Below are 26,150 nucleotides of genomic sequence, written 5' to 3' on the forward strand. Positions count from 1 at the left end.
GTTGCGCGACACTTGGCCTGTTGTGGAAGCATTCTTCAAGAACAAAGGTTTGGTTCGCCAGCACTTAGATTCATACAACGATTTTATCGAGAGGAGACTCCAGCAGATAATCGACGAAATCGGGAAGATAGATTTAGACATAGAAGGGGTTTATGTAAAATTCAAAAGAATCCGCTTGGGTACACCGAAAGCCTACGAAGCAAAGGAAGGACAGGTAGATCTATGGCCTAATGAAGCCAGACTGAGAGGCCTAACCTATTCTGCTCCGCTCTTTCTTGAGATGAGTCTTGTTGATCACGGTAAGGAAATGCCTCCAGAAGAAGTATACATCGGAGAATTTCCAGTGATGGTAAAATCAAAAGCCTGTAGACTTTACGGACTTTCTGATGAGGAGGTCGTCCAGCATGGCGAGGATCCGCTGGATCCTGGAGGATACTTTATCATAAATGGTTCAGAAAGAGTGATAGTGGCTCAGGAAGATCTGGTTTCTAACTATATTCTCGTTGAGAAAGATGAAAGAGTTGGAGCAGAGGTTGCAAAGGTCTTCTCCAGCCATGGGGGTTTTAGGGCTTTCGTCGTCGTTGAAAGGAAAAAAGATGGACTCCTCAGGGTTTCTTTCCCCTCAGTTCCGGGACAAATTCCTTTCGTTGTAATGATGCGTGCTCTTGGTCTCGAAAAGGATAGGGATATCGCAAGTTCGATCTCCGAGGACAGGGAAATTCTCGACGACTTTCATGAGAACCTGTTGGAGGAACCAGAAGTAAGAACAACGAAAGATGCCCTTGATTATATCGGAAAGAGAGTAGCAGTAGGACAACCCGAGAGTTACAGAAAGCAGCGTGCGGAGGAAATTCTAGATAAATACTTCCTACCACATCTCGGAACGTCAAAAGATGACAGGATCAAAAAAGCATACTATCTCGGAAGAATGGCAAAACTCGCGATAGAGCTCGCTCTCGGAAGGAGAGACCAGGATGATAAAGATCATTATGCAAACAAGAGGCTTAAGCTTGCCGGAGATCTTTTGGAGAATATCTTCAGGTTAGCGTTTAACAATCTGATCAAAGATATGAAATACCAACTTGAAAGAGCTTATTCCAGACAGAGAGGTTTACAACTTAAGAGCGCGGCTAGGGCAGATGTTTTGACGGAGCGGATTAGGCATGCCATATCAACCGGAACTTGGCCCGGTGGAAGAACCGGAATAAGTCAGCTTCTTGATAGAACAAATTACATAGCAGCAGTTTCTCACTTGAGGAGAATAGTTTCCCCACTGAGCCGCAGTCAACCACACTTCGAAGCCAGAGATCTTCACTCGACACATTGGGGGAGAATATGTCCAGTTGAAACTCCAGAGGGTCCGAACTGCGGCCTTGTCAAGAACCTAGCTCTGATGGCTGAAATTTCGATAGGAACTGACGAGCGCGAAATCGAGCGATGGCTTGAGAAGCTCGGTGTGAGAAAAATTGAAAAAATAAGTGAGAGAAAGGAGGAAACCGCCGTTTACATAAACGGAAGGCTGGTCGGAATATATGAAGATGGAAAAAGGTTGGCCGAAGAAATAAGACAGTTGAGACGAAGAGGACAGATAAGCGAGCAAGTTAATGTTGGCTATAAACCGGATACAAACGAGCTCAAGATAAACACAGATAGCGGAAGGATAAGAAGACCTCTGTTTGTCGTGGAGAATGGAAAACCGAGGATTACGGATGAGATAATAGAAAAGGTTGAAAGAGGTGAAATGAACTGGGATGAACTTGTCAAGCAAGGAATTGTGGAATATCTCGACGCCGATGAAGAGGAAAACGCATACATCGCAGTTTATGACTATGAAGTTACAGAGGAGCACACACACCTCGAGATACATCCGCTGACGATTTTGGGGATAGGAGGTGCTCTAGTTCCTTATGCGGAGCATAACCAGTCTCCCAGAAATACTTATGGCGCAAACATGGCGAAACAGGCTTTGGGCATACCATTTACGGATATCTACACCAGAGCAGACACAAGAGCCCACTTCTATCACTATCCGCAAGTCCCACTTGTTTACACGAAGATAATGGATATCGTAGGTTTTGACAAAAGACCTGCAGGTCAGAACTTGATTGTTGCAATAGCTACTTATGGCGGATATAACATGGAGGATGCGATAATATTTAACAAGGCGTCAATCGAGCGCGGCACTGGAAGATCTACCTTCTATCGGCTCTACGAAACAGAGGAAATAAGGTATCCGGGTGGCCAAGTAGACAAGATCGAAATCCCCTCTGAAGATGTCAGAGGAACTGCCGGCCTAGAGCATTATGCGAAATTAGAGGAGGACGGTTTGATTTTCCCAGAGGCGGAGGTTAAAGGCGAAGACGTTTTGATAGGTAAGACGAGTCCGCCAAGATTCTTAGAGGAAACCGGTGCGATAAGTGTCGGCGAGAAGCGCAGGGAGAGTTCTGTAAGAGTTAGGCCTCAAGAGGGCGGCTGGACAGATATGGTTATGCTTACCACCACGCCCGACGGAACGAAGTTTGTAAGAGTGAGAGTTCGCGATCAGAGAATTCCGGAAATAGGAGACAAGTTTGCCTCACGCCACGGTCAGAAAGGGGTTATAGGAGTGATATTGGATGCTAGGGATATGCCATTTACCGCTGACGGAATAATCCCAGACATCATCATAAATCCACATGCTATTCCCTCGAGAATGTCTGTCGGACAGTTGCTTGAGATGATCGCAGGGAAGGTGGGAGCGATGCTTGGGCGAAGAATTGACGGAACACCTTTCAGCAGTGTGCCCGAACAAGAACTCAGAAAACTCTTGGTGGATCTTGGCTTCAAATCGACGGGTAAAGAGGTTCTCTATAACGGAATCACCGGAGAAATGATACCGGTAGAAATATTCATTGGTGTTTGCTTCTATCAGAAACTTCACCACATGGTAGCTGATAAGATACACGCGAGAGCACATGGTCCGATTCAAGTTCTCACTCATCAGCCAACAGAGGGAAGAGCGAGAGAAGGTGGTCTCAGATTCGGAGAGATGGAGCGTGACTGTTTGATAGGACATGGGGCGGCCACCCTTCTTAAGGAAAGGCTGCTTGACGCTTCGGATAGATATGTTGCTCTCGTCTGCGCAAACTGCGGAAGTTTGGGGTATCTTAGTAAGAAAAAGGGCAGGAAGGTTTGTCCGTTATGTGGCGAAGATGTGGAAATGCATGAAATTGAAATATCCCATGCGTTTAAACTTCTGCTTGACGAGCTCAGGTCGATGGGTCTTTCACCACGCATAAGAACAAAGGAAAAAGTGTGAGAAGATGCCAGTCACGAAAATGATCGACAGGATAGAGTTTGGCTTGATGTCTCCAGAGGAGATAAGAAAGATTTCTAAGGTCAGGATAGTAACACCAGACACGTATGACGAAGATGGATTTCCAATTGACGGGGGCCTAATGGATCTGAGGCTAGGTGTTGTAGAGCCAAGTTTGGAATGTAAAACTTGCGGTGGAAGACCGAAAGAGTGCCCAGGACACTTTGGACACATTGAGCTGGCGAGACCAGTCATCCACATCGGTTATGTTGAACACATCTATAACATTCTGAGAGCTATCTGTAGAAACAGAGAGTGTTCTCGCATTCTACTTTCTGAAGGTGAGATCGAAGAATATAGAACGAAAATTCTTGAAGAAAAGCGCAGAGGTGGAAGATGGTGGGAGATTTCCGACGCGGCAATGAAAAAAGCGATGGGTAGGACAGAGTGTCCGCATTGTAAAACAAAGCAAAGAGAGATAATTTTTGAAAAACCGTACTCGTTCCTCGAAGTTGTGGAAGAACCAAAGGGAAAGAAAGAAAGGAACATTCTTACACCAATAGAAATCCGAGACAGACTTGAAAAAATAAGGAACGAAGACCTCCTTCTGCTCGGAATGGATCCGGATGTTGTGCGGCCGGAATGGATGATTCTCACCGTGTTACCGGTTCCTCCAGTAACCGTTAGACCAACAATCACTTTAGAAAGCGGAGCTAGGTCGGAAGATGACTTAACGCATAAATTTGTCGACATCATCAGAATCAATCAGAGGCTTGCAGAAAATCTCGAATCCGGAGCGCCAAACTTGATCATCGACGATCTCTGGGATCTTCTCCAGTATCACGTTGCCACGTATCTTGACAACGCGGTTTCGGGTGTGCCACCGGCTAGGCACAGATCCGGAAGGGTCTTGAGAACGCTTGCGCAGAGGCTTAGAGGAAAGGAGGGGAGATTCAGAGGAAATCTTTCTGGCAAAAGAGTAGATTTCTCGGCCAGAACTGTTGTTTCGCCAGATCCAAACATAAGTATAAATGAAATAGGAGTTCCAATCGAAATCGCGAAGATACTTACAGTCCCCGTGAAAGTCACGGAACTAAATATTGAAGAAATGAGAGAACTTGTCAGAAGAGGTCCAGATGTACACCCTGGAGCGAATTACGTAATTACACCCAATGGTGTGAAATACACTCTAAAGGTTGCAGACCGTGAGATGTGGGCGAATAGCCTTGCACCCGGATACATCGTCGAAAGACATCTCAGGGATGGTGATATCGTGCTCTTCAACAGACAGCCGTCACTTCACAGGATGTCCATAATGGCCCACGTAGTGAAGGTTTTGCCTGGTAGAACTTTCAGACTTAACCTGAGCGTCTGTCCTCCCTATAACGCAGACTTTGACGGTGACGAGATGAATGTTCACGTGCCGCAGAGCGAGGAAGCGCAGGCTGAAGCTAGAATCCTCATGAAAGTTCAGGAACACATACTTTCACCAAGATTCGGTGGTCCGATAATAGGTGGTATTCAAGAGCACATAACTGGAGCATACTTACTGACGAGAAAGGAAACGAAACTCACGAAAAAGCAGGCGCAGTGGTTGTTGGCTCAGGCTGGGATATTCAAAGAATTGCCCAAACCAGCCTACACGGAGAAAGGTGTCAAGTATTGGTCCGGGAAGCAAATCTTCAGCATGCTTTTGCCCCCAGATTTGAACCTTACCTATCGGGCCAAGATATGTAGGGGCTGCTCGAGATGTAAAGAAGATGAATGCGATATCGACGCTTATGTTGTCATAAGGAACGGAAAACTTGAAAAGGGAGTGATCGATGCGAAGAGTTTCAAAGCTCTTGAACGTTGTGTCTTGCTAGACAGGATTGCCAAAGAATACGGCGTAGAAGCCGCCAGAGAGTTCATTGACAGAGTTACGAGACTTTCGATTGCTGCGGCGATGATGTTTGGTTTTACTACAGGCTCGGATGATGAAGACATTCCGGAAAGAGCGAAGGAAGAAATAAAGGGAGTCCTAAAGCAGGCAAGGAAAGAGGTGGAGAAGCTTGTTGAGATTTATTTGAGAGGAGAGCTTGAACCTCTGCCGGGTAGATCCCTCAGGGAGACGCTGGAAATGGAAATAATGAGAGTTTTGGCTGAGGGAAGAGATGAGGCCGGCAGAATTGCGGAGAAACATCTCGGTATGACAAATTTCGCGGTTATCATGGCGAAAACGGGGGCGAGAGGGAGCATGCTTAACCTCACCCAGATGTCCGCCTGCGTTGGTCAACAGTCTGTTCGAGGAGAGAGGATAAGCCGTGGTTATAAAGGGAGGACACTTCCACACTTCAAGCCAGGAGATCTCCGCGCTGATGCAAGGGGCTTTGTGACGTCTAGTTACAAGAGCGGTTTGAAACCTGTGGAGTTTTTCTTCCATGCGATGGGTGGAAGAGAAGGTCTCGTTGACACGGCCGTAAGAACCGCTCAGAGTGGATATTTGCAGAGAAGATTGATAAACGCGTTGCAGGATCTTAGAGTTGAATACGATGGAACCGTAAGAGATGATAAGGCAAGAATCATTCAGTTTAGATATGGGGAGGACAGCGCAAACCCGGCTAAAGTTGATGCCGGAAAATGCGTGAATGTGGAGAGGATAATTGCCAAGGTCCTAGGTGATTGAGATGGCGGGAGTCACGAAGGAGGAGATCGAAGAGGAAGTTGTAAAGCTCCGAGGAGAAGTTCCGGAGTCAGTCATTAGAGACTTGGAGAAACTTTTGGCCAAGAAAATTGAGGAGAGAGCCATTTCAAGAGATCAGCTACGCAAGATCATCAACGCGGTGAAAGAGGCATACCTTGATGCACTCATCGAACCAGCCGAGGCCGTGGGAACGGTTGCAGCCCAATCTATAGGAGAACCAGGTACCCAGATGACTCTTAGAACATTTCACTATGCTGGTGTCGCGGAGCTTAACGTCACACTTGGACTTCCTAGGCTTATCGAGATTCTCGATGCGCGCAAGCAGATAGCGAATCCTTTGATGACAATATATCTGAGGCCTCCACACTCTGAAAGCAAGGAAAGAGCTACAAGATTTGCCCGCAAAATAGTGACAACAACGTTAGAGGACGTAGCAGATTTGGAGATAGACATCATGCATTATACAATTGTTGCCACGTTTGATAGAAAAAAGTTACAAGAGAAAGACCTTACACCCTCGGAAATCGGAAGAAAGATCGCGGAGATCCCCGGCAGTTATAAAATCGTGATTCCAAAAGGAGGCCACAAGATGATCGTGAGATATACTGGTGAAAGTATGAAGGAATTTAAACGTTTTGCCGACAGGATCGCAAGGGAAGTTTCTCTTATGGGTATTAAGGGAATAAAAAGAGCTGTAGTTCGCGAGGAGGGTGGCGAATATGTTGTATACACGGAGGGGTCGAATCTTGCGGAAATACTCAAGCTTCCGGAGGTTGATACAACTCGTACCGTTTCAAATGACATACATGAGATAATGGGGGTTCTTGGAATAGAGGCTGCTAGAAATGCAATAATCGAAGAGGCGATGAAAACTCTCCAGGAGCAAGGACTGGACGTCGACATAAGGCATATAATGTTGGTAGCAGACATGATGACTTACACCGGAACGATTCGACAGATAGGAAGGCACGGAATAAGCGGAGAGAAAGCTAGTGTTCTGGCGAGAGCGGCTTTCGAAATGACCACTCAGCATCTCTTTGAGGCCTGCATGCACGGAGAAAGTGATAAACTCTCAGGCATAATCGAAAATGTGATTGCTGGACAGCCGATTCCTCTGGGAACCGGCATGGTAGAATTGGTTAGAAAAATGTGATTTTCATGGACGTAGAAAAGGAATTGAGTAGAGCAATACTCACGGGCAAGGTTATACTTGGAACGGATAGGTCGCTTAAGGCGGTGAAAAGAGGTGATGCTAAGATAGTTTTGCTGGCTTCAAATTGCCCGGAAGAAATAGTGGAGGACTTCATGCACTATTCGAAGATCTCTGGTCTGAGGGTTGTTCGGTTGAAAAAAAATAGTAGAGAGCTGGGAATAATTTGTGGGGTTCCTTTTACGGTCAGCGTAGTTTCGGTAATAGATCCAGGAGATTCAGCAATACTCTCAGCGGTGGATTCCGGATGATAAAGTTAACTTCTGAAGAGCTCAAGTATATGGGACTCTTCGAAAGAATAACGGGCGCGGCGGCGAAAGATTGTGTTATAGATGATGTTTCTCAAAGTCTCGTGACATTTGTTGTCGATAGAGACAAAATTTCTGAGGCTATCGGGAAGAGAGGTAGTAAGATTAAATTGCTGGGCAAAATGCTCGGAAAAGATGTCGAAGTTGTAGCTTTTTCAGAGGATCAGGTAGAGATGGTAAAAAATGCCTTGGCCCCGGCCAAAGTTCAAGAAGTACAAATAGTAGAAAAAAATGGTAAAACAATCGCCATAGTTTACATAGATCTCGAGAATAGAAATAAGGCAGTAGGCAAAGGGGGCAGACGTATAAGAAACGCGAAAAAAATCGTTAGACGTCACTGCGGAATAGAAGACATTGTCATATCGCATTAGAAACTTCAAGGACTGGAAGAAGCGGCCACGAGATGATTTAAATTAAGAGTTGTATAATTTTCAGTTTGGTGTTGGTATGAAATCTCCAACTGGAGAATTCGCGGCTAGGAAGCTGGCGACAACTAGGCAGAGGTTTAGATGGAAGGATGCGGACTATAAGCGTAGAGTTTTGAAGCTTAAGGAGAAGTACGATCCACTTGAAGGAGCGCCGCAAGCCAGGGGTATTGTCCTCGAGAAGGTCGGAATAGAGGCCAAACAGCCGAACTCGGCCATAAGAAAATGCGTGAGGGTACAGTTGATAAAAAATGGCAAACAGGTAACTGCCTTCGCCCCTGGCGACGGAGCGATAGGCTTCATAGATGAACACGATGAGGTAATCATCGAGGGGATAGGCGGGGCAAAAGGGAGATCTTATGGAGATCTACCAGGTGTTAGATATCGTGTTGTAATGGTAAACGGTGTTTCTCTTAAAGAGCTTATAAAGGGTAGGAAGGAAAAGCCGACAAGGTGATGTTTTGTCTTTCAAGTACTTTGGGAAGTGGGATGTTGAGAATGTGGTTATCAGGGATCCGGGTCTAAAGAGATACATAAATCTAGAACCGAGAATTGTGCTTCATACATCTGCGAGACATGCTAACAAACAATTTGGTAAGGCACAGGTTTCGATTGTTGAGAGGTTAATGAACAAGCTCATGCGATCTGGGCCAGGTGCTCGAAAATTAAAGGGAAAGGTCATCAGAGGCGGGAAAGCCACAGGCAAGAAGATGAATGCCTACAAAATAGTCAAGAGGGCTTTTGAGATAATTGAGCATAGAACTGGGAAAAATCCGATTCAAGTTCTCGTCGATGCGGTTCAGAATGCAGCTCCTAGAGAGGAAACGACAAGACTGACTTATGGAGGTATTACATATTACGTGGCTGTTGACTCAGCACCTCAGCGAAGACTGGACATTGCGCTTCGAAACATCGCGGCCGGTGCATATGCTGCCTCGTTTAATAACAAAAAGCCCATAGAGGAATGTCTGGCCGAGGAGATCATAAACGCTGCAAACAATGATGTTAAAAGTTTTGCCATAGCTCAAAAGGAAGAAATCGAAAGAATTGCAAAGGGAGCAAGATAGTTTTTCTGCTCCGATTTTCCGCTAGCTTTTAAACGAAAAAATTTAAATACTCATCTCGGGATTGATAAGGAGGTGGACAAATGCCCAAGCCACACCTAAACATAGTTACAATCGGACATGTTGACCACGGAAAGTCTACCCTGATGGGAAGACTTCTTTATGAGACTGGAGCCGTTAAAGAAGAAGAAATAAAGAAGTTTGAAGCAATGGGGGATAAGGGTAAGACATTCAAGTTCGCTTGGGTAATGGATGCTCTTAAGGAAGAAAGGGAGCGCGGTTTAACAATAGATCTGGCGCACAGAAAATTTGAGACATCAAAGTATTATTTCACGATCATTGATGCTCCTGGACACCGGGACTTCGTCAAGAATATGATAACCGGTGCGAGTCAAGCGGATGCGGCAGTGCTTGTTGTTGCAGCGGATGATGGAATAATGCCGCAGACGAGAGAGCACGCAGCTCTTGCATTCACACTCGGAGTTGGTCAGATGATGGTGGTCATAAACAAAATGGATCTGGTTGATTATAAGCAAGAAGTATTCGAGAAATTGAAGAAAGAGGTTTCAGACCTTCTCAGGGCGGTTGGTTACAGAAATGTTGAGAAGTTCGATTTTGTACCAGCAGCGGCCTTTCACGGGGACAACGTGACAAAAAGAAGCGAAAAGATGAAGTGGTACAGCGGTCCCACTGTGCTCGAGGCACTGGATCATTTTGAGGTTCCTCCCAAGCCAATAGACAAGCCGCTACGCATTCCAGTTCAGGATGTTTATTCGATCACAGGGGTTGGTACGGTACCGGTCGGAAGAGTAGAAACTGGAATTTTGAAAGTCGGAGATACTGTAGTTTTCGAGCCGGCCGGTGTGAAGGGTGAGGTGAAGTCTATTGAAATGCACCACGAGTCGATCCCACAAGCGGAGCCTGGAGATAACATCGGATTCAACGTTAGAGGTGTGGAAAAGAAAGCCTTGAAAAGAGGAGATGTGGCTGGTCATCCGGACAAGCCTCCGACCGTGGTCAGGGAATTCACTGCGAGAATAGCGGTTTTGCAACACCCGACGGCGATAGCGGCTGGCTATACTCCTGTCTTCCACGTTCACACTGCGCAGGTCGCTTGCAAGATCACACAAATCGTAAACAAACTCGATCCCAAGACCGGTGCTCCAATAGAGCAGAATCCTCAGTTCATAAAGAAGGGAGATATGGCCACGATCGTCGTTGCTCCAACAAAACCGATGGTTATCGAAAAAGCTTCTGAAATTCCTCAGCTCAGCAGATTTGCCATCAGAGACATGGGAATGACAATTGCTGCCGGTGTCTGCATAGACGTAGTTCCGGCCAAGTAAAAACTTTTTATTTTGTTTTTGCAGTTAAAGTAGGGGTTATCGTGCAAAAGGCCAGAATAAAGCTTAGCAGTACAGATGTGGCAAAGCTAACCGAAGTTTGCAACCAAATAGTTGAAATAGCGGAAAAGGTGGGCGTGGAATACTCCGGTCCAATTCCCCTTCCGACTAAGAAAATAAAGATAATCACGAGAAAATCACCCGATGGAGAAGGAACAGCCACGTTCGACAGATGGGAGATGAGAATTCATAGGAGATTGATAGACATCCAAGCCGATGAAAGAGCATTGCGCCTCCTCATGCGTCTACAGATTCCAGATGAGGTTTCAATTGAGGTAAAGCTCTGATTTTGGTTTTTCACTGGCCAGTTATGTATTTCTCAAGTTCGTGGGGCTCTGGAACCGAGATGTTTAGTTTTTCAAAATAGTGGGAAATGTTAAGGATGTCTCTTCTCAGGTACTCGAGTGCCATCGAGCTTTGGATGTCTATCGCCATTGAAAAATCTATGAGATATGGCTCCGGTGTTATGAGTATGTTGTACTCGCTCAGATCGGCATGCACGAGACCAGCTTTCTGGTAAAGTAGTCTCATGTCTTCCAGAATGCTGTTGAAAGCCTCCTTTGGGTTTTCTGGTGTCATGTCTTTCATCCTAGGGTAGGGTATACCGTTTTCTCCTAGGAATTCCATAACCAAGATGTTTTTCTCATGGTCTACGGGTCTTGGAACATGAACGCCTGCTTCATACGCTCTCTGCAGATTTTTGAATTCTCTAGAGGTCCACGCGAAGATTATTCTTCTCCGTTCGTGCGGAACTCTTGAATATCTTGGATCAGCCAGGAGATACTTATGCATCGTTTTGAAATCAGATGTGGCAATTCTATAGATTTTTACGGCGAGAAAGTTTCCAGTGGAGTCGGAAGCGCAGAAAACGTTCGCCTCTTTGCCGGTCGAAACTGCACCGTAAACCATATCGAAGATTCCTCTATTAACCATCTTACATAGCGAAAGGAGAGTCGAATGGTCAAAAACGCCCGCCATTATTTTATAGATTTCAGAGTCTTTTTCAAGTCTCTCCGGTTTGTGTCTTCTTAGCGCGGCTAGAAAAACATCTTCTGACATCTAGGCACCGCTACTCCCATAAGCCCATCTTCTTTAACCATTCCACTTGAGTTTTCGTGTATCTAAAGACTATGTCGCCTCTCTCATCTCCCTGCACGGGCCAGGGCTTTACAACAACAACGTCTCCTTCCAAAATCCACATCCTCTTTCTCAGTCTCCCCGGTATCCGACAGTTTCTTATCTTACCATCCCTACATCTAACCCTAACTCTATCGTTTCCAAACATCTGGTCCACTATTCCAAGGACCTCGCCTTTTTCAGGTATGTACAGTCGCTCTCCTTCCTCTTCTTTTGGCATTTTTTTCACCACGATACTTATCCCATAAAAATCTGTTTACGCCGTTTAACATCGCTTGAACGCTCGCCATTATTATATCTCCGCTTATTCCTCTGGCAGTAATAATCCTTTTACCGTCCGTCAGTTTCACGGTTACATCGACTACGGCATCTGTTCCACCCGAGATCGAATCCACGTGGTACTCCAGAAGACGGATATTCGATATCCCCTCGATGAGTTTCCTGATGGCATTCATAGCGGCATCGACTGGACCCACTCCTACTCCAGATTCGATCATTTCTTTGTCTCTGAATCTTACTTTGACGGAGGACGTCGGAGTGATTTTGTTTCCACTCACCACTGTCAGTTCTTCAAGTTTTATCGTCTCCTCGAATTCTTTACCCATCACGGAATCGATTATGGCTCGAAGCTCTGAGTCCGTTACTACTTTTCCTTGGTCGCCGAGCCACTTTACCTGTTTAAAAATTTCCGTGACTTGCTCTTTGTTCGGACGGAATCCCAGTTTTCTCAGCTCCATCTCGATGGCATGTCTTCCGATATGTTTTCCGAAAACGATTCTTCTCCTTTGTCCGATGTCTTCTGGCGCAAGAGGCTCATATGTCTTTGGGCTGCGAAGAACCCCATGCACGTGAATTCCAGCTTCGTGGGCAAATGCGTTCTCCCCGACAAGCGGTTTTGTTGGAGAAAGAGGTATTCCGGTCAAACTTTCGACAAGCTTGGAAACAGAATAAAGTTTCTTCATTTTTATTCGAAGCTTATACTTCTGGAGGTAAACAAGAGCTGAGACAACCTCCTCCAGCGCAGCGTTTCCTCCTCTTTCACCCAATCCGTTGATGGTTACGTGAACTTCGGTCGCGCCACCTTCAACCGCAGAAATCGTGTTCGCCGTGGCCATTCCAAAATCATTATGACAGTGGGCAGCCAGAGGCACGTTTACAATTTTTGCGAACTTTGAATAGAACTCGCGCGCTCTTGCCGGTGTCAGAATACCCACTGTGTCGCAAAGACAAATTCTGTGAACTCGATGCTCTAGACCAAGCGCCACGAGTTCTCTCACGAAATTTTCATCAGCTCTTGTTGCATCTTCGAGTGAGAATTCGACTTTTAAACCATGCTTTATCGCGTAGTCCATGGCTTGTGCTGCCATTTTCTTTATTTCCTGTCTAGACTTTTCGAGCCGTAACTTTAGATGAATATCAGAGGCAGGAACTACCAGATGTATGCTGTCGACATCCGCAGCAATCGCAGCATCGATATCTTCTTTCATAGCTCTCGTAAATGTGCAGATTTCGGCGCTTAATCCCAGCTTTGATATCTCCTTGATGGCTTTTCTCTCGCCCTCAGAGGTTGCAACAGATCCCGCTTCGATGATATCGACTCCGAGATCGTCGAGAGCGCGAGCAATTTTTATTTTCTCCTCTGGGGTCAAAGCCACGCCTGGTGTCTGCTCCCCATCTCTCAGAGTTGTGTCGAGAATCAGCACTCTGCCGCTCATGCTCCCAATATATTAAAAATGGCGCGATATATTAAACAGAGGTCATGGTCATGGAAAGAGAGATCTTTATTAGCAGTCTTATGAGGGAAATGCGAAAAAATCTGAATCTCCCAAAGAGAGTTAGGATTTTTGATACTACTCTCAGGGATGGTGAGCAAACTCCAGGAGTCTCGCTCACTCCCGAGCAGAAGCTGATAATAGCGAGGCAACTTGATAAGCTCGGTGTTGATGTTATCGAAGCTGGAATGCCTGTTGTATCAGAGGGGGAGAAAAGGGCTGTGAAAATGATTGCAGGCAACGGTCTACAGGCGGAAATATGTGCCTTAGCGAGATGCACGAAGGAAGATATAGACGCTGCTCTCGATTGCGATGTCGATAGTGTACATATTTTCATCGCGACTTCTGATATTCATCTTAAGCACAAGCTAAAACTCACGAGAGCTCAAGCGCTGGAGAAGGCGATAGAGCATGTCGAATATGCAAAAAAACACGGGGTGATTGTGGAGTTTTCTGCCGAGGATGCGACGAGGAGTGATTTAGAATATCTTAAGAAAGTTTATAAGGCAGTTGAAGAGGTCGGAGCGGATAGAATAAATGTTCCAGATACCGTGGGCGTGGCAACACCGCGCGTGATGTTCCACCTAATCCAAGAGATTACAAAAGCGGTAAAAATACCCGTAAGTGTTCACTGCCATAATGATCTGGGACTAGCTGTTGCGAATTCTTTGGCCGGCGTGGAGGCGGGAGCCGAACAGGTTCACGTGACAGTAAACGGACTCGGAGAAAGAGCTGGAAATGCTTCTCTCGAAGAAGTTGTCATTGCTATGAGGATGTTCTACGGAATAAAACCACGCATTAAAACGAAGCTGCTTGTGGAGACGTCCGAGCTTGTTGAGAGAATCACGGGAATGCAAGTTCCTCCAAACAAACCAGTTGTTGGCGAGAATGCTTTCGCTCACGAATCGGGCATACATGTTCATGGTGTGCTTCAGTTTCCGGGGACATATGAACCGCTCTCGCCCGAGCTTGTGGGGCACAGACGTAGGCTGGTTCTTGGAAAACACGCCGGTAGTCGCTCTGTCGCGGCCTGCTTGCGAGATCTGGGAATCAAAGTAACGAAACAGCAGTTGAGGGAAGTCACGAGAAAAGTCAAAGAGCTCGGAGATAAGGGGAAAAAAGTGACCTTGGCGGATTTGCGTGCGATAGCTGAAAGTGTGGTCGGTTCGCTTCCACCGGAGGAAAAGGTCGTGGAGTTGAAAGAGATAACTGTTACAACAGGAAACACGATAACTCCGACGGCTTCCGTTAGGTTGAGGATAAAGGATGAAGAAAAAATCGGTGCCTCAACCGGTGTAGGTCCAGTCGATGCCGCTATTGGAGCGATCAGAAAAGCGATTGGTGAAATATCCTCTCTCCGCTTAAAAGAATATCATCTGGATGCGATCACCGGTGGGAGTGATGCGTTGGCGGAGGTCACTGTCAAACTGGAAGACGAAAAAGGAAACATTTATGTCGCCAAAGGGATCCGCGAAGATGTAGTGTTGGCCAGCGTAGACGCGATGATAAATGGAATTAACCTCTGGTTTAGGGAGAGAAGACCTTCCTGATATTGCACAAAATTGTGCAATAAAGTATTAAATAGTGCATTAAAGAAACTATTCTGATGCAAAAACAAGTCGAGAAACTGGAAAAAATTGCAAGGGAAATCGGAACACCCTGTATACTTCCGGTTTCAATAAAAATAAGTGGATGTAAGGATCCAGCCGAGATTTATTTCAGAATAAGATCTCTCTATCATCCTTCATTTCTTTTTGAATCCTCCGGAGGTCCAATCAAGATAGGGCGATATTCTGTGATAGGCTTTGATCCAATTTTTCATTTCTGTGTTGAGGGAAAAACTAGAAGAGCGATCTTGAAAGGTGAAATCTTCGGTCGGTCGGCCGGAGATGCGGATTCCTTGGAGATTCTAAAGAAAGTTGCAGGTGTTGATGAAGTCAAAACACCACATGTAACTCCACAATATCTTCTAGCATTTTTCGGCTGTGTCGGTTACGATTACGTGCGCGAGATGGTTCCGCTACCTGAAAACGCGGTCGATGATCTGGCCCACCCAATGTTGGAATTCATCCTTCCTTCCAAAATCATGATTTTCGATCATCTTCGTTCTAAAACGACTTTTGCCTGCCTACTTCCGATTTCTGACGTTAGGGAAATTAGAAACAAGACAGATGAGGCCAGAAAAGCGATTTCTAGGATGGTTGCTATCCTCGGGAAAAAACCCAGAGAAGACAACACAGTGAAGCATGAGCGCTCAAACATTTCAAGACGGGACTTTGAGAGGAAGGTGGAAAGGGCTAAAGAATATATACGCGCCGGGGATGTTATTCAGGTTGTTCTTTCCAGAAGAATCGAGATTCGCCCAGCTCCGGATCCGGAGAACTTTTACTGGAAGCTGAGGTCTATCAATCCTTCGCCCTATATGTTTTTCTTAGATTTTCCGAAAAGAGTTTTGATAGGTTCAAGTCCAGAGCTTCTCGTGAAGGTAGATGACGGAAAAGTTGTGACGAGACCGATAGCCGGAACTAGGAGGAGAGGCGACGAAGGCACGGATGTGGAACTCGAGAGAGATCTGCTGAGCAGCGAAAAAGAAAGGGCGGAGCATGTTATGCTGGTAGATCTCGGCCGCAACGACTTGGGCAAGGTTTGCACGTTTGGATCGGTTATGGTTGAGGAATTTATGAAGGTTGAGAAATACAGTCATGTTCAACATCTTGTGAGCACGGTCAGCGGGCAGTTGCGTCCAGACAAAGATTCCTTCGATGCTTTAAGAGCAACATTTCCGGCAGGCACCGTTACCGGGGCACCAAAAGTCAGAGCAATGGAAATCATCGAAGAGCTAGAGCCGACTAGGAGAGGGCTCTATGCTGGCGCAGTAGGATGCTTCAGTTATCAAAGGGAGGCAGATTTCGCAATCACGATAAGGGCAATGGTGATTCAGAATGGCACAGGATATATACAGGTTGGAGCCGGAATAGTGGCTGACTCGGTCGCTTGGAAGGAATATTACGAAACGGAGAATAAAGCGAGAGCACTTCTGGCTGCTGCAGGGGTGAGGTCATGAGAATAGTGGTCATAGACAACATAGATTCCTTTGTCTACAATTTGGTTCATTATGTGGGGGAGCTTGGCGCAGAACCCGTGGTCTTCACAAAGGATGCAAATCTCATGGAAATCGAGCGTGCGAAACCCGATGGCATAATAATCTCTCCAGGTCCCGGTAGACCGGAAAATGCTGGAGTTTCCGTCACCGTTGTCAAAAAGTTTGCTGGTCGCGTACCCATTCTTGGCGTCTGTCTTGGTCATCAGGTTATAGGCCACGTCTTTGGGGCAAAGATCGTGCAGGCGAAGCGCCTAATGCATGGAAAGACTTCCAAAATAAGATATAGACATTGCGAAATTTTCAAAGGTTTACCCAACCCGTTTGAAGCTACGCGATATCATTCACTTGCGATAGACGCTTCAACTCTGCCAGAGGAACTGGAACTCATAGCTTGGACGGATGACAGCGAAAAGGAAGTGATGGCTGTAAAACACATAGAATTTCCAGTTTTTGGTGTGCAGTTTCATCCAGAGTCCATTCTGACGAAAGATGGCAAGAAGATTATCAAGAATTTTCTGGAGGTAGTCAGATGATTGTGGAAGAGGCGATCAAGAAACTCGTTCAAGGTCGGAATTTAACGTCCGAAGAGGCCGAGGGCGCAATGATGGAAATAATGTCTGGTGAGGTTTCACATACTAAAATCGCAGCTTTTCTGACCGCTTTAAGGATGAAAGGAGAAACAGTTGGTGAAATAGTTGCTTTTGCCAGAGTCATGAGAAATCTATGCGAGAAAGTTAGACCGAATGTTGACGGCAAACTTGTGGACACCTGCGGAACGGGTGGGGATAAACTCAAAACCTTTAACATAAGCACGGCAGCCATGTTTGTTGCGGCAGGTGCTGGTATACCGATTGCAAAGCATGGAAATCGGTCTGTGACGAGCAAGGCTGGCAGCGCGGATGTTCTGGAGGCTCTCGGTGTCAACATAATGCTTGGTCCCAGAGAAGTTGAGAGATGTATTGAAAGGGTAAGACTAGGTTTTATGTTTGCACCCCTCTTTCATAAAGCGATGAAAAATGTGATGCCGGTGAGAAAAGAACTTGGAATAAAGACGGTTTTCAACATCTTGGGTCCGCTTACGAACCCAGCCGATGTTCGAGCACAGGTCATCGGAGTCCCCGAGGCCGAACTTACAGAGAAAATAGCGATGGCCTTAAGAGAATTAGGTTGTGAAAAAGCGATGGTAGTTTACGGACTAGACGGTTTGGATGAAATATCCACCATTGGTAAAACAAAAATCTCTCTTCTTCAAGATGGTCTAATCACAACCCGCATAGTGGAGCCCGAAGAATTCGGTCTAAAGAGAACGAAGCCCGAATTTCTTTCTGGCGGAGATGCTGAAGAGAACGCAAAGATAATCGTTAGGGTTTTGATGGGAGAGGACAAGATTAGGGAAGATATAGTCGTGTTGAATGCGGCCGCGGCTATATTTGTCGGAAATCTCGCTGATGATATGATTTCAGCCGTTGAAATGGCTAGGAATTCGATTAAATCTGGAAAAGCTTTAGAAAAGCTTGAAATGTTCGTGGAGGAGACCGGCGGAGATTGTGAGAGGGTGAGGAGGCCAATAGATGGGATTTCTGGATAAAATAACGGAGGAAGTGATCGCCGAAGTAAAAGAGAAACTCGGCAAAAAGAAGAGTTTGATAAATGCGATAAAAACTGCTAAAGGTGTGCCGGTCATAGCCGAGATAAAGTGGGTTTCACCTTCTGTGGGGAAAATCAGGGAAAGAGAAAATGCACTGGATATAGCTAAAGCTATGATAAGAGGTGGGGCAATCGGGTTGTCGGTTTTAACGGAGAAAAAGTTTTTCATGGGAGATCCTTCTCTGATAACAGAGTTAAAGAAGGAGATAGACGCACCGATTCTTTACAAGAACTTCGTGGTTCATCCGTATCAGATATTTGAGGCATTTAGTTCTGGTGCAGATGCGGTTCTTCTCATAGTTCGGGTTCTAAAGGATCGTCTCCAGGAATTCATGAAGCTAGCCGATGAGCTTGGGATGGAGAGTTTAGTGGAAGTTTTTGACGAAAAGGACGTTGAGTTAGCACTCTCTGCCGGAGCGGATTTCATCGGAATAAACAACAGGGATTTGGATACTTTTCAGGTAGACCTCTCGAGAACGGAGAGACTGATCAACCTGATACCTGAAGAAGTCATCGTGGTAAGCGAGAGTGGAATCTCAACGAAGGGGGATGTGATCAAAGTCGTCACGGCTGGAGCGGACGCCATTTTGGTCGGAACGTCAATAATGAAATCTCCAAATCCGGAGGAGAAAGTCCGGGAACTTGTAGGTGCTTTAGAATGATCGTCAAAATATGTGGCTTGATGAGGGTTGAGGATGCCGTAAAGGCGAGCAGGTTGGGAGCAGATATGATTGGAACGGTTTTGATTGAAGGTTCGAGAAGAAAAATATCGACCGAAAAAGCTTCTGAAATTTTCAGTGCGGTTCGAGAAATTGGGAAAACAAAATGTGTAGTTCTTTGCAGACCTTTCAGTTTACGGGAAGTTTTAGAGCTAGATGAAAAGCTCAAGCCGGATTGCTTACAACTTCACCCTGCGACTCCGATCTCGTTGATCGAAGAAATAAAGAAAGAAATTTCCAGCGATCTCATTCTAATCGTCCCGATTCCATCCGAAGGAGCGAATTTTGAATCGGTTCTGTCCCGCATGTTGGAGATTCAGGACTTCGCAGACTTCTTGCTTTTGGATACATTCGGACCACAAGGGGGTGGAACTGGCAAACCGCACGACTGGGAAATAAGCAGGAGATTGGTTGAGAGATCAAAGAAGCCAGTCCTGTTGGCAGGTGGGCTTTCTCCTGAGAATGTTCTTGAAGCAATCAAAGTTGTGAGACCAGCCGGTGTGGATGTTGCCAGCGGTGTCGAGGAAGAAGTTGGTGTCAAGGATGAGAAACTGATGAAGGAGTTTATAAGAAAAGCAAAAGGTGGGTTTCTATGAAAGGGAGGTTTGGAAGATTTGGAGGGCAGTATGTAAGTGAGATTTTGATGCACGCTTTGATAGAATTGGAAGAAGCATTTGAAAAGATTTATCCTTCGGAGGAATTTCAGCGAGAGTATCAAACTTTGTTGCGCGATTATGCTGGGCGTCCAACTCCGCTCTACCACGCAAAGGGTCTCAGCGAGTTGGTCGGTTGTAAAGTTTACCTCAAGCGTGAAGACTTGCTCTGCGGCGGTTCGCACAAGTTAAACAACTCTCTGGGCCAAGCTCTGCTTGCAAAAAAGATGGGAAAGAAGAGACTGATAACGGAAACGGCAGCCGGGCAACATGGACTTTCCGTTGCAATGGCTGGGAATGTGGTGGGGCTCTCTGTTGATATCTTCATGGGTGTCAAAGACATCGAACGACAAGAAAGTAATGTCAAGAGGATGAGATTGCTCGGAGCCCGCGTTATCCCGGTGACTACCGGTAGCGGGGTTCTGAAGGATGCGGTTTCTGACACGCTTCGTGAATGGGCAAGATGTTCGCGTGATACTCATTATCTGATGGGTTCGACTGTTGGACCGCATCCGTTCCCTGAGATCGTTGCGACTTTCCAGAGCGTGATCGGGGAGGAAATCAAAAGACAGATTCTAGAGAAAGAGGGTAGACTACCAGATGCCATAGTAGCTTGCGGAAGTGGGGGAAGCAATGCTATCGGCGCGTTTAGACCTTTCATCGAGGAGAAGGAAGTTCGTCTTTATTTTGTTGAGGGGGGAGGAGAAAGTTTGAACGCAGATAATAGTGCAGCAGCCTTTGTTCTCGGTAGACCCGGAGTTCTACACGGGGCATTTATGCAAATTCTGCAAGATGAATATGGTCAGATAAAACCGTCAAAGACTAGGGCAGCCGGTCTCAACTATCCCGGGCGTGGTCCGGAAATTTCATACCTCTGTGAAATAGGCAGGGTAAAACCTTGTTATGCATTCGATAACGAAGTCTTTGAAGCGGCGAAAACGGTGAGCAGAGTTGAGGGTCTGATTCCGGCGCTAGAGACTGCTCACGCTCTAGCATACGTTCTGAATCACAAGGAAGAATTTGAGAAAGATGACATTGTGGTTGTAAACTTCTCCGGCCGTGGGGACAAAGATCTGGAGGTGATTCTGAAGTATGTCGAGGCTTGAAGAAATTTTTGAAAAGCTCTCGAGAAAAAAAGAGGGGGCATTTATGCCGCACGTTTATGTCGGAGATCCGAGTTATGAATTTTCGCTCAGATTAATCGAAAAATTGAAGGAAGCTGGAGCCGACATCTTGGAGCTTGGCGTGCCTTTCTCCGATCCTATTGCAGATGGGCCGGCATTTATCGCAGCATGTGAGCGGGCCTTGAGGGCTGGGATGACGCCTCAGAAGTTTCTGCAGGCACTCAAAGAAATTCGATCTAGCGGAATAAAATCACCAATCGTGGTGACAGCGTATGCAAACACGATTTTTGCGAACAGAGGATTTATAGAGAAGCTGGCGGATTTAGGTGTTGACGGTCTTATCGTTCCCGATATGCCGTTTGAGGAATCTGGAGAGTTGCTTGCCAAGACTAATGAGTTTGAAATTGATTTAATTCTGCAGATTGCTCCGACTACGAGTGATGAAAGGTTAATTAAAATTCTTGAGAATGCCTCTGGATTTGTTTACGTCATAAATTTTGAGGGCGTGACTGGACCTCGAGAGGATATCCCGGAAAGCACGATAGAACTCGTAAAAAAGGTTAGGAAGCACTCAGAGATCCCGCTGGTGGCCGGTTTTGGTATATCCAAACCCGAACATGCGAGAAAGCTCATCGCCGGTGGTGCGGATGGAGTGGCAGTTGGAAGTATTTTTGCTGAGATCTATTCGGAGAATGAAGAAAATCAAGCTCTTCAGAAGGTTTTCGAGTTGGCGAAGTCTATCAAGGAAGCCTGTGTCAAAGGATATAAAGAGAGAATTACCAAATAAAATTTTGCTGAAAGGTGGTTGAAAATGAAAACCATCACTTTGAGAATCAAACCGCTCGATATCGAGACGGGTAAACCAATCGCAATCATGCATGAAGAGGATGCGGAAAAAATAGGGCACGTAGCCGGGAGTAGAATAAAAGTCTATTCGCAGAAAGGGACTTTTACGATAATTACGAACACAACTAGAAATCTTGTTGCCCCCGGAGAGTTAGGAACGTGTAAAGAGGCGACGTGCGAGATTGGTTTGGAGGCGGGAAGTGAGGTCAAGGTAACGCTTGCCCCGAGACCAGCTTCTGCCAACGCGATAAAGAAAAAGCTCGATGGCAAGGTTTTGACACAGCAAGAGATTGATAGTATAATCAGAGATATTGTTGCAGATAATCTGACGGCGACCGAACTTGCAGCATTTGTCACAGCAGTTTACACAAGGGGAATGACAGTGGATGAAATCGTCTTTATGGTAAGAAGCATGGTCGAGAGTGGAGAAAAACTGGAAATCGAGCGTCGGCCGATTCTCGATGTTCATAGCATTGGCGGCGTACCTGGAAACAAATATGCTCTTCTGACAGTTCCAATAGTATCCGCTGCAGGGCTTACTGTTCCGAAAACGAGCAGGAGGGCGATAACCAGCGCAGCCGGTACGGCCGATGTCATGGAAGTTTTAGCTCCAGTTTCCCTAGAGCTTGAGGAAATAAAGGCAATAGTCGAAAAAATCGGAGCAGTCTTAGTTTGGGGTGGAGCGCTCAGGTTGGCACCTGCCGACGACATAATCATCAGGGCGGAAAGAGTACTCGCGATCGATCCTACACCACAGCTGTTGGCTAGTGTAATGGCAAAAAAACTAGCAGTTGGAGCCGAGAAAATAGTGATAGACACCCCAACTGGTTCTGGTGCCAAAGTGGAAACGATAGAAGAGGCTCGCAGACTTGCTCATGATTTCATCGAATTGGCTCGTAGGCTTGGAGTTCAGCTTGAAGCCGCGATAACATATGGAGGGCAACCGATCGGTTATGCGGTCGGTCCAGCATTGGAGGCTAGAGAAGCACTTGAGACGTTGATGGGAATGAACGGTCCAGGGAGTCTCATAGAGAAAGCTACAGGACTTGCGGGTCTAATGTTGGAACTCGGTGGTATTACGCCAATAGGATTTGGAAAACAGATGGCTCTTGAAATTCTAAAATCTGGTAAGGCTTATGAGCAGATGAAAAGGATAATCGAGGCGCAGGGAGGAGATCCAAACGTCAAAATTGATGATATACCGGTTGGAGACAAGGTTGAAGTTTTGCGGGCTCCGGTATCCGGTTATATAAAGCAAATAGACAACCACAGGATAAATGAGATAGCGAGGGCGGCTGGGGCTCCGGAGCACAAGGGTGCAGGGATAAAACTTCTGATGAAGGAAGGCAGGAAGGTTGAGAAGGGAGATCCAATTCTAGAAATTTATGCCGAACATGAAAGCAAACTAGACGAAGCGCTAGATCTTGCCAGAACCCATCCACCAGTAAGAATAGAGGGAATGTTGATAGAGAGAATCTCACATTCGCCAAGATGGGAATAGGTCATTTGAGCGTAAGCGTAAAATTTAAATTCAGTGATTTTAATTTTCTACAAATGAGGGTTGACCATGAGCGCGGTACTAGGAGGAAGACCGGTGTTGGTGCTGTCTGAAGGGACAACGAGGGTACTTGGAAGAGATGCACAGCGAATGAATATTCTGGCAGCCCGGGTTATTGCTGAAGCAGTGAGGACTACGCTGGGGCCGAAGGGGATGGATAAGATGCTTGTGGATACGCTAGGAGATATCGTTGTAACCAATGACGGTGTGACAATTTTAAAGGAGATGGAAGTCGAGCATCCAGCTGCGAAGATGATGGTTGAGGTAGCTAAAACACAGGATGATCTGGTTGGAGACGGTACGACTACTGCTGTTGTGATTGCTGGGGAGCTCCTGAAGGAAGCTGAAAAACTTCTCGATCAGGCTATTCACCCGACGATAATTGCCACAGGTTTCAGAATGGCAGCGGAGAAAGCGCAGGAAGTTTTGAACACTATCGCCGTGCCCGTGAGCATAGAAGATGAGAAGATGTTGAAGAGAATTGCCACGACCGCGATGACTGGGAAGAAGGCGGAGAGTGGAAGAGAAGTCCTTGCCGATCTTGTTGTTAAAGCCGTGAGACAAATTGCCGATAAAACAGACGGTGGTTATAAGGTTGATATAGATTACATTGGGGTGGAAAAGAAAGCCGGTGGAAGTATATCAGATTCTGAGCTTGTTCACGGAGTTATTCTTGATAAGGAAAGGGTACATCCGGGAATGCCGAAGAGAGTTAAAAACGCAAAGATCGCGCTCATCGATGCTCCACTCGAGATAAAAAAGACAGAAACAGATGCGGAAATTAGAATAACAACTCCGGAGCAACTCAGGGCGTTCATAGAGGAAGAAGAGATGATTTTGAAGCAAATGGTTGACAAAATAATCTCGGTTGGGGCGAATGTTGTGATATGCCAGAAGGGAATAGATGATATTGCGCAGCATTATCTAGCAAAGGCAGGGATATACGCAGTGAGGAGAGCGAAGAAATCCGACATGGAGAAGCTGGCGAGAGCAACTGGCGGCAGGATAGTCACGAACATTGATGATCTCACACCCGAGGATCTCGGTTCGGCAGGTCTAGTTGAAGAAGTTAAAATCGGGGAGGATAAGATGACCTTCGTAAGGGATTGTAAGAACCCGAGAGCGATGGGAATTTTGATTAGAGGAGGAAGCGAGCATGTTGTAGATGAAGTTGAGAGGGCTGTACATGATGCTATTTGTGTGGTTGCCGCAGCCATTGAGGATGGAAAAATTGTCTACGGAGGTGGAGCGCCGGAGATGGAGGTTGCTAAGCATCTGAGAGATTACTCTCAGAAGGTTGGAGGAAAGGAGGCTCTTGCGATCGGCGCATTTGCCGACGCTCTGGAGATAATTCCCAAGACTCTGGCTGAGAATGCGGGTCTTGATGCAATTGACATAATTGTAGAGCTCAGAGCGAAGCACGAGAAGCCGGAAGGCATATGGACCGGTGTTGATGTTTACGGAGGAAAGGTGGCGGACATGAAGGAACTTGGGGTAGTCGAACCCCTTAGAACGAAGATTCAGGCGATAAAGTCGGCTGCTGAAGCCGCTACAATGATTTTGCGGATAGACGATGTTATCGCCGCAGCGAAGAAAGAAATCTCGCCGCCTAAGGGTGAGGGTGAAGAAGAAACAGAAACAACGAGCGAGGAGGACTGAAATTAATTGAATTTAGTCCCCCGTTATGTTTTCTTCACCCGTGGAGTTGGGCATGATCCTGAGATGCTCAGGTCATTTGAAAATGCTCTTGAGAATGCGGGAATAGCGAGGTTCAATTTAGTTCCGGTTTCAAGTATAGTTCCACCAGGTTGTAAGGTTATTTCAAAGGAGAAAGGTTTGAGCATGTTACAGGATGGACAAATTGTTTTTGTTATTCTTTCCAAGTGTAGTAGCAACGAGAGGAGGAGACTTCTTTCTGCGAGCATTGGTTGTGCCTTGCCCGCAGATAGAAATATGTACGGCTACATAAGTGAGCACCATGCTTATGGACAGACTGCGGAAGAAGCAGGCGAGTATGCGGAAAATCTTGCCGCTTCGATGCTTGCCAGCACTCTTGGTCTGCCGTTCGACGCCGATAAAAGTTGGGACGAACGCAAACAGATATGGAAGATTTCCGGAAAGATAGTTAGAACTACCAATATCACGCAGACAGCATTTGTTAAAGAGGGAATGTGGACGACCGTGGTTGCAGCCGCGGTTTTCGTTCTATAGGGTCTCAACTGCTTGATTGGCGCAAGATTTATAGACTTTTCATCACGAGTAGCAAAGAGGGGAATGGGAGAAGGAAAAGGTTATGGAAAGGTAATACTTTTTAACGAGCATTTTGTAGTTTACGGCATACCCTGTATCGTTTCATCAATCGACAGATATACGACATGTAGGGTAGAAAGAACCCATGGCTCCGGCTGGATTGTTGAGGATCTCAGACCTTCCACGCCAGGTTATAAAGAGGATAAGCTCGAGCAGCAGAAGGACTCGATAAACAGGATTCTTGCAGCGATGAACATCGAGCCGAGAGATTTTTGTCTGAAAATAACATTTGGTGGGAATCTGGTTGCGGCGAGCGGGATAGGAGCCAGTGCGGCCTCATGTGTAGCACTCGCTCGGGCGCTATCCGACGAGTTCAATCTGAATCTCAATGATGATCGGATAAACGAGATAGCTTACGAAGGTGAAAAGGCATATCATGGATCACCCTCCGGTGTCGACAACGCCGCAGCAACATATGGTGGGGTTCTCTGGTTCATAAGGGGAAATCCACCGACGATTGAACGATTAAGACTTGCTGGAAGTGTGGAAATTTTGATGGCAGACACCGGAATTGTGGCGGACACTTCAAAGGTTGTGGCAAGTGTCAGGGAAAGGATGAACAGGGAGAAAGAGAAGTTCGATAAAATCTTTGCTCAAGCAAGAGAACTCGCATATGAGGCAAGGGAAGCTTTGCTCTCGATGGATCTGAAGAAAGTTGGAGAACTGATGATTGAGAATCATAGGCTTCTGCAGGAAATTGGGGTTTCCAGCCGGGATCTCGACAGACTCGTCGAAATCGCGTTGGACGCGGGGGCTCTTGGAGCGAAGATGACCGGCGGAGGATGGGGGGGAAATATAGTTGCCCTCGTGCCTGGTGAAGATTTACAGGAAAAGGTTGCTCAGGCGATCGAGAAAGAAGGTTACAAAGTTCTCAAAACGAAGATATGGTGAGA

24 protein-coding genes are annotated in these 26,150 nt (G+C 46.2%); 21 read left to right on the forward strand and 3 right to left on the reverse strand.

The window, feature by feature from the left end; translation table 11 throughout:
- Nucleotide 1 precedes the first annotated feature (1 nt).
- From QXF64_04030 to rpsJ, 9 genes are all read left to right on the forward strand, one after another.
- Nucleotides 2-3,298 (forward strand): DNA-directed RNA polymerase subunit B, encoded by a 3,297-nt coding sequence (locus tag QXF64_04030; GenBank protein MEM1689651.1) that lies wholly within the window; start codon nt 2-4, stop codon nt 3,296-3,298.
- A gap of 4 nt (nt 3,299-3,302) precedes the next feature.
- Nucleotides 3,303-5,960, forward strand: a complete 2,658-nt coding sequence (locus QXF64_04035) for a DNA-directed RNA polymerase subunit A' (protein MEM1689652.1) — start codon at nt 3,303-3,305, stop codon at nt 5,958-5,960.
- A 1-nt stretch (nt 5,961) separates the two neighbouring features.
- The gene (gene rpoA2 / locus QXF64_04040; GenBank protein ID MEM1689653.1) at nt 5,962-7,131 is read left to right on the forward strand and encodes a DNA-directed RNA polymerase subunit A''; all 1,170 of its coding nucleotides are present in this window, start codon (nt 5,962-5,964) and stop codon (nt 7,129-7,131) included.
- A 5-nt stretch (nt 7,132-7,136) separates the two neighbouring features.
- Nucleotides 7,137-7,439 (forward strand): 50S ribosomal protein L30e, encoded by a 303-nt coding sequence (locus tag QXF64_04045; GenBank protein ID MEM1689654.1) that lies wholly within the window; start codon nt 7,137-7,139, stop codon nt 7,437-7,439.
- Nucleotides 7,436-7,867: a NusA-like transcription termination signal-binding factor gene (locus QXF64_04050; GenBank protein ID MEM1689655.1), complete on the forward strand. Its 432-nt coding sequence runs from the start codon at nt 7,436-7,438 to the stop codon at nt 7,865-7,867. Before QXF64_04045 ends, QXF64_04050 begins: the two co-directional genes overlap by 4 nt.
- A gap of 76 nt (nt 7,868-7,943) precedes the next feature.
- Nucleotides 7,944-8,378, forward strand: a complete 435-nt coding sequence (locus tag QXF64_04055) for a 30S ribosomal protein S12 (GenBank protein ID MEM1689656.1) — start codon at nt 7,944-7,946, stop codon at nt 8,376-8,378.
- Between the two features lie 4 nt (nt 8,379-8,382).
- A complete protein-coding gene (locus QXF64_04060; GenBank protein MEM1689657.1) occupies nt 8,383-8,988 on the forward strand; it encodes a 30S ribosomal protein S7 in 606 nt (201 codons plus the stop codon).
- A gap of 80 nt (nt 8,989-9,068) precedes the next feature.
- Entirely contained in the window at nt 9,069-10,331 is a 1,263-nt protein-coding gene (gene tuf, locus QXF64_04065) for a translation elongation factor EF-1 subunit alpha (protein ID MEM1689658.1), read from the forward strand.
- 41 nt (nt 10,332-10,372) lie between these two features.
- Complete coding sequence (gene rpsJ / locus QXF64_04070) at nt 10,373-10,675, forward strand: 30S ribosomal protein S10 (GenBank protein ID MEM1689659.1); 303 nt, start codon at nt 10,373-10,375, stop codon at nt 10,673-10,675.
- Nucleotides 10,676-10,685: 10 nt separating this feature from the next.
- On the opposite strand, the gene QXF64_04075 is transcribed toward rpsJ, so the two are convergent.
- From QXF64_04075 to QXF64_04085, 3 genes are read right to left on the reverse strand one after another with little or no spacing between them, the layout of a single operon-like run.
- The gene (locus tag QXF64_04075; protein ID MEM1689660.1) at nt 10,686-11,447 is read right to left on the reverse strand and encodes a serine protein kinase RIO; all 762 of its coding nucleotides are present in this window, start codon (nt 11,445-11,447) and stop codon (nt 10,686-10,688) included.
- 10 nt (nt 11,448-11,457) lie between these two features.
- A complete protein-coding gene (gene eif1A / locus QXF64_04080) occupies nt 11,458-11,745 on the reverse strand; it encodes a translation initiation factor eIF-1A (protein MEM1689661.1) in 288 nt (95 codons plus the stop codon).
- On the reverse strand, nt 11,705-13,240 hold the full coding sequence (locus QXF64_04085; GenBank protein ID MEM1689662.1) for a 2-isopropylmalate synthase: 1,536 nt from the start codon (nt 13,238-13,240) through the stop codon (nt 11,705-11,707). The genes eif1A and QXF64_04085 overlap by 41 nt, the downstream gene beginning before the upstream one ends.
- A gap of 50 nt (nt 13,241-13,290) precedes the next feature.
- Between QXF64_04085 and QXF64_04090 the strand changes: the two genes are divergently transcribed.
- From QXF64_04090 to mvk, 12 genes are all read left to right on the forward strand, one after another.
- Nucleotides 13,291-14,847 carry a 2-isopropylmalate synthase gene (locus tag QXF64_04090; GenBank protein ID MEM1689663.1) on the forward strand — a complete coding sequence of 519 codons (1,557 nt, stop codon included), beginning with the start codon at nt 13,291-13,293 and terminating at the stop codon, nt 14,845-14,847.
- A 56-nt stretch (nt 14,848-14,903) separates the two neighbouring features.
- Nucleotides 14,904-16,361: an anthranilate synthase component I family protein gene (locus QXF64_04095; GenBank protein MEM1689664.1), complete on the forward strand. Its 1,458-nt coding sequence runs from the start codon at nt 14,904-14,906 to the stop codon at nt 16,359-16,361.
- Nucleotides 16,358-16,933: an aminodeoxychorismate/anthranilate synthase component II gene (locus QXF64_04100; GenBank protein ID MEM1689665.1), complete on the forward strand. Its 576-nt coding sequence runs from the start codon at nt 16,358-16,360 to the stop codon at nt 16,931-16,933. The genes QXF64_04095 and QXF64_04100 overlap by 4 nt, the downstream gene beginning before the upstream one ends.
- Nucleotides 16,930-17,988 (forward strand): anthranilate phosphoribosyltransferase, encoded by a 1,059-nt coding sequence (gene trpD, locus QXF64_04105; GenBank protein MEM1689666.1) that lies wholly within the window; start codon nt 16,930-16,932, stop codon nt 17,986-17,988. The genes QXF64_04100 and trpD overlap by 4 nt, the downstream gene beginning before the upstream one ends.
- Entirely contained in the window at nt 17,972-18,709 is a 738-nt protein-coding gene (gene trpC, locus QXF64_04110) for an indole-3-glycerol phosphate synthase TrpC (GenBank protein ID MEM1689667.1), read from the forward strand. Before trpD ends, trpC begins: the two co-directional genes overlap by 17 nt.
- On the forward strand, nt 18,706-19,362 hold the full coding sequence (locus QXF64_04115; protein MEM1689668.1) for a phosphoribosylanthranilate isomerase: 657 nt from the start codon (nt 18,706-18,708) through the stop codon (nt 19,360-19,362). Before trpC ends, QXF64_04115 begins: the two co-directional genes overlap by 4 nt.
- Complete coding sequence (gene trpB / locus QXF64_04120; GenBank protein MEM1689669.1) at nt 19,359-20,525, forward strand: tryptophan synthase subunit beta; 1,167 nt, start codon at nt 19,359-19,361, stop codon at nt 20,523-20,525. Before QXF64_04115 ends, trpB begins: the two co-directional genes overlap by 4 nt.
- Nucleotides 20,512-21,330 (forward strand): tryptophan synthase subunit alpha, encoded by an 819-nt coding sequence (gene trpA, locus QXF64_04125; GenBank protein ID MEM1689670.1) that lies wholly within the window; start codon nt 20,512-20,514, stop codon nt 21,328-21,330. Before trpB ends, trpA begins: the two co-directional genes overlap by 14 nt.
- Before the next feature lie 24 nt (nt 21,331-21,354).
- The gene (locus QXF64_04130) at nt 21,355-22,890 is read left to right on the forward strand and encodes an AMP phosphorylase (GenBank protein ID MEM1689671.1); all 1,536 of its coding nucleotides are present in this window, start codon (nt 21,355-21,357) and stop codon (nt 22,888-22,890) included.
- A 66-nt stretch (nt 22,891-22,956) separates the two neighbouring features.
- Nucleotides 22,957-24,606, forward strand: a complete 1,650-nt coding sequence (gene thsB, locus QXF64_04135) for a thermosome subunit beta (GenBank protein ID MEM1689672.1) — start codon at nt 22,957-22,959, stop codon at nt 24,604-24,606.
- Between the two features lie 6 nt (nt 24,607-24,612).
- Complete coding sequence (locus QXF64_04140; protein MEM1689673.1) at nt 24,613-25,158, forward strand: arginine decarboxylase, pyruvoyl-dependent; 546 nt, start codon at nt 24,613-24,615, stop codon at nt 25,156-25,158.
- 63 nt (nt 25,159-25,221) lie between these two features.
- Nucleotides 25,222-26,148 (forward strand): mevalonate kinase, encoded by a 927-nt coding sequence (mvk, locus tag QXF64_04145; protein MEM1689674.1) that lies wholly within the window; start codon nt 25,222-25,224, stop codon nt 26,146-26,148.
- The last annotated feature ends 2 nt before the right edge of the window (nt 26,149-26,150 follow it).

This window comes from Candidatus Hadarchaeales archaeon (assembly GCA_038823825.1).
Classification (GTDB): Archaea; Hadarchaeota; Hadarchaeia; order Hadarchaeales; family Hadarchaeaceae; genus JAVZGN01.

Bases quoted from the DNA above. Each gene is read 5' to 3' on its own strand.
- QXF64_04100 (MEM1689665.1), top strand. From the start codon at position 16,358: ATGAGAATAGTGGTCATAGACAACATAGATTCCTTTGTCTACAATTTG.
- QXF64_04050 (MEM1689655.1), top strand. From the start codon at position 7,436: ATGATAAAGTTAACTTCTGAAGAGCTCAAGTATATGGGACTCTTCGAA.
- trpC (MEM1689667.1), top strand. From the start codon at position 17,972: ATGGGATTTCTGGATAAAATAACGGAGGAAGTGATCGCCGAAGTAAAA.
- trpD (MEM1689666.1), top strand. From the start codon at position 16,930: ATGATTGTGGAAGAGGCGATCAAGAAACTCGTTCAAGGTCGGAATTTA.
- QXF64_04035 (MEM1689652.1), top strand. From the start codon at position 3,303: ATGCCAGTCACGAAAATGATCGACAGGATAGAGTTTGGCTTGATGTCT.
- trpA (MEM1689670.1), top strand. From the start codon at position 20,512: ATGTCGAGGCTTGAAGAAATTTTTGAAAAGCTCTCGAGAAAAAAAGAG.
- QXF64_04130 (MEM1689671.1), top strand. From the start codon at position 21,355: ATGAAAACCATCACTTTGAGAATCAAACCGCTCGATATCGAGACGGGT.
- trpB (MEM1689669.1), top strand. From the start codon at position 19,359: ATGAAAGGGAGGTTTGGAAGATTTGGAGGGCAGTATGTAAGTGAGATT.
- thsB (MEM1689672.1), top strand. From the start codon at position 22,957: ATGAGCGCGGTACTAGGAGGAAGACCGGTGTTGGTGCTGTCTGAAGGG.
- eif1A (MEM1689661.1), bottom strand. From the start codon at position 11,745: ATGCCAAAAGAAGAGGAAGGAGAGCGACTGTACATACCTGAAAAAGGC.
- QXF64_04085 (MEM1689662.1), bottom strand. From the start codon at position 13,240: ATGAGCGGCAGAGTGCTGATTCTCGACACAACTCTGAGAGATGGGGAG.
- QXF64_04075 (MEM1689660.1), bottom strand. From the start codon at position 11,447: ATGTCAGAAGATGTTTTTCTAGCCGCGCTAAGAAGACACAAACCGGAG.
- QXF64_04090 (MEM1689663.1), top strand. From the start codon at position 13,291: ATGGAAAGAGAGATCTTTATTAGCAGTCTTATGAGGGAAATGCGAAAA.
- tuf (MEM1689658.1), top strand. From the start codon at position 9,069: ATGCCCAAGCCACACCTAAACATAGTTACAATCGGACATGTTGACCAC.
- QXF64_04055 (MEM1689656.1), top strand. From the start codon at position 7,944: ATGAAATCTCCAACTGGAGAATTCGCGGCTAGGAAGCTGGCGACAACT.
- rpoA2 (MEM1689653.1), top strand. From the start codon at position 5,962: ATGGCGGGAGTCACGAAGGAGGAGATCGAAGAGGAAGTTGTAAAGCTC.
- QXF64_04115 (MEM1689668.1), top strand. From the start codon at position 18,706: ATGATCGTCAAAATATGTGGCTTGATGAGGGTTGAGGATGCCGTAAAG.
- mvk (MEM1689674.1), top strand. From the start codon at position 25,222: ATGGGAGAAGGAAAAGGTTATGGAAAGGTAATACTTTTTAACGAGCAT.
- QXF64_04095 (MEM1689664.1), top strand. From the start codon at position 14,904: ATGCAAAAACAAGTCGAGAAACTGGAAAAAATTGCAAGGGAAATCGGA.
- QXF64_04045 (MEM1689654.1), top strand. From the start codon at position 7,137: ATGGACGTAGAAAAGGAATTGAGTAGAGCAATACTCACGGGCAAGGTT.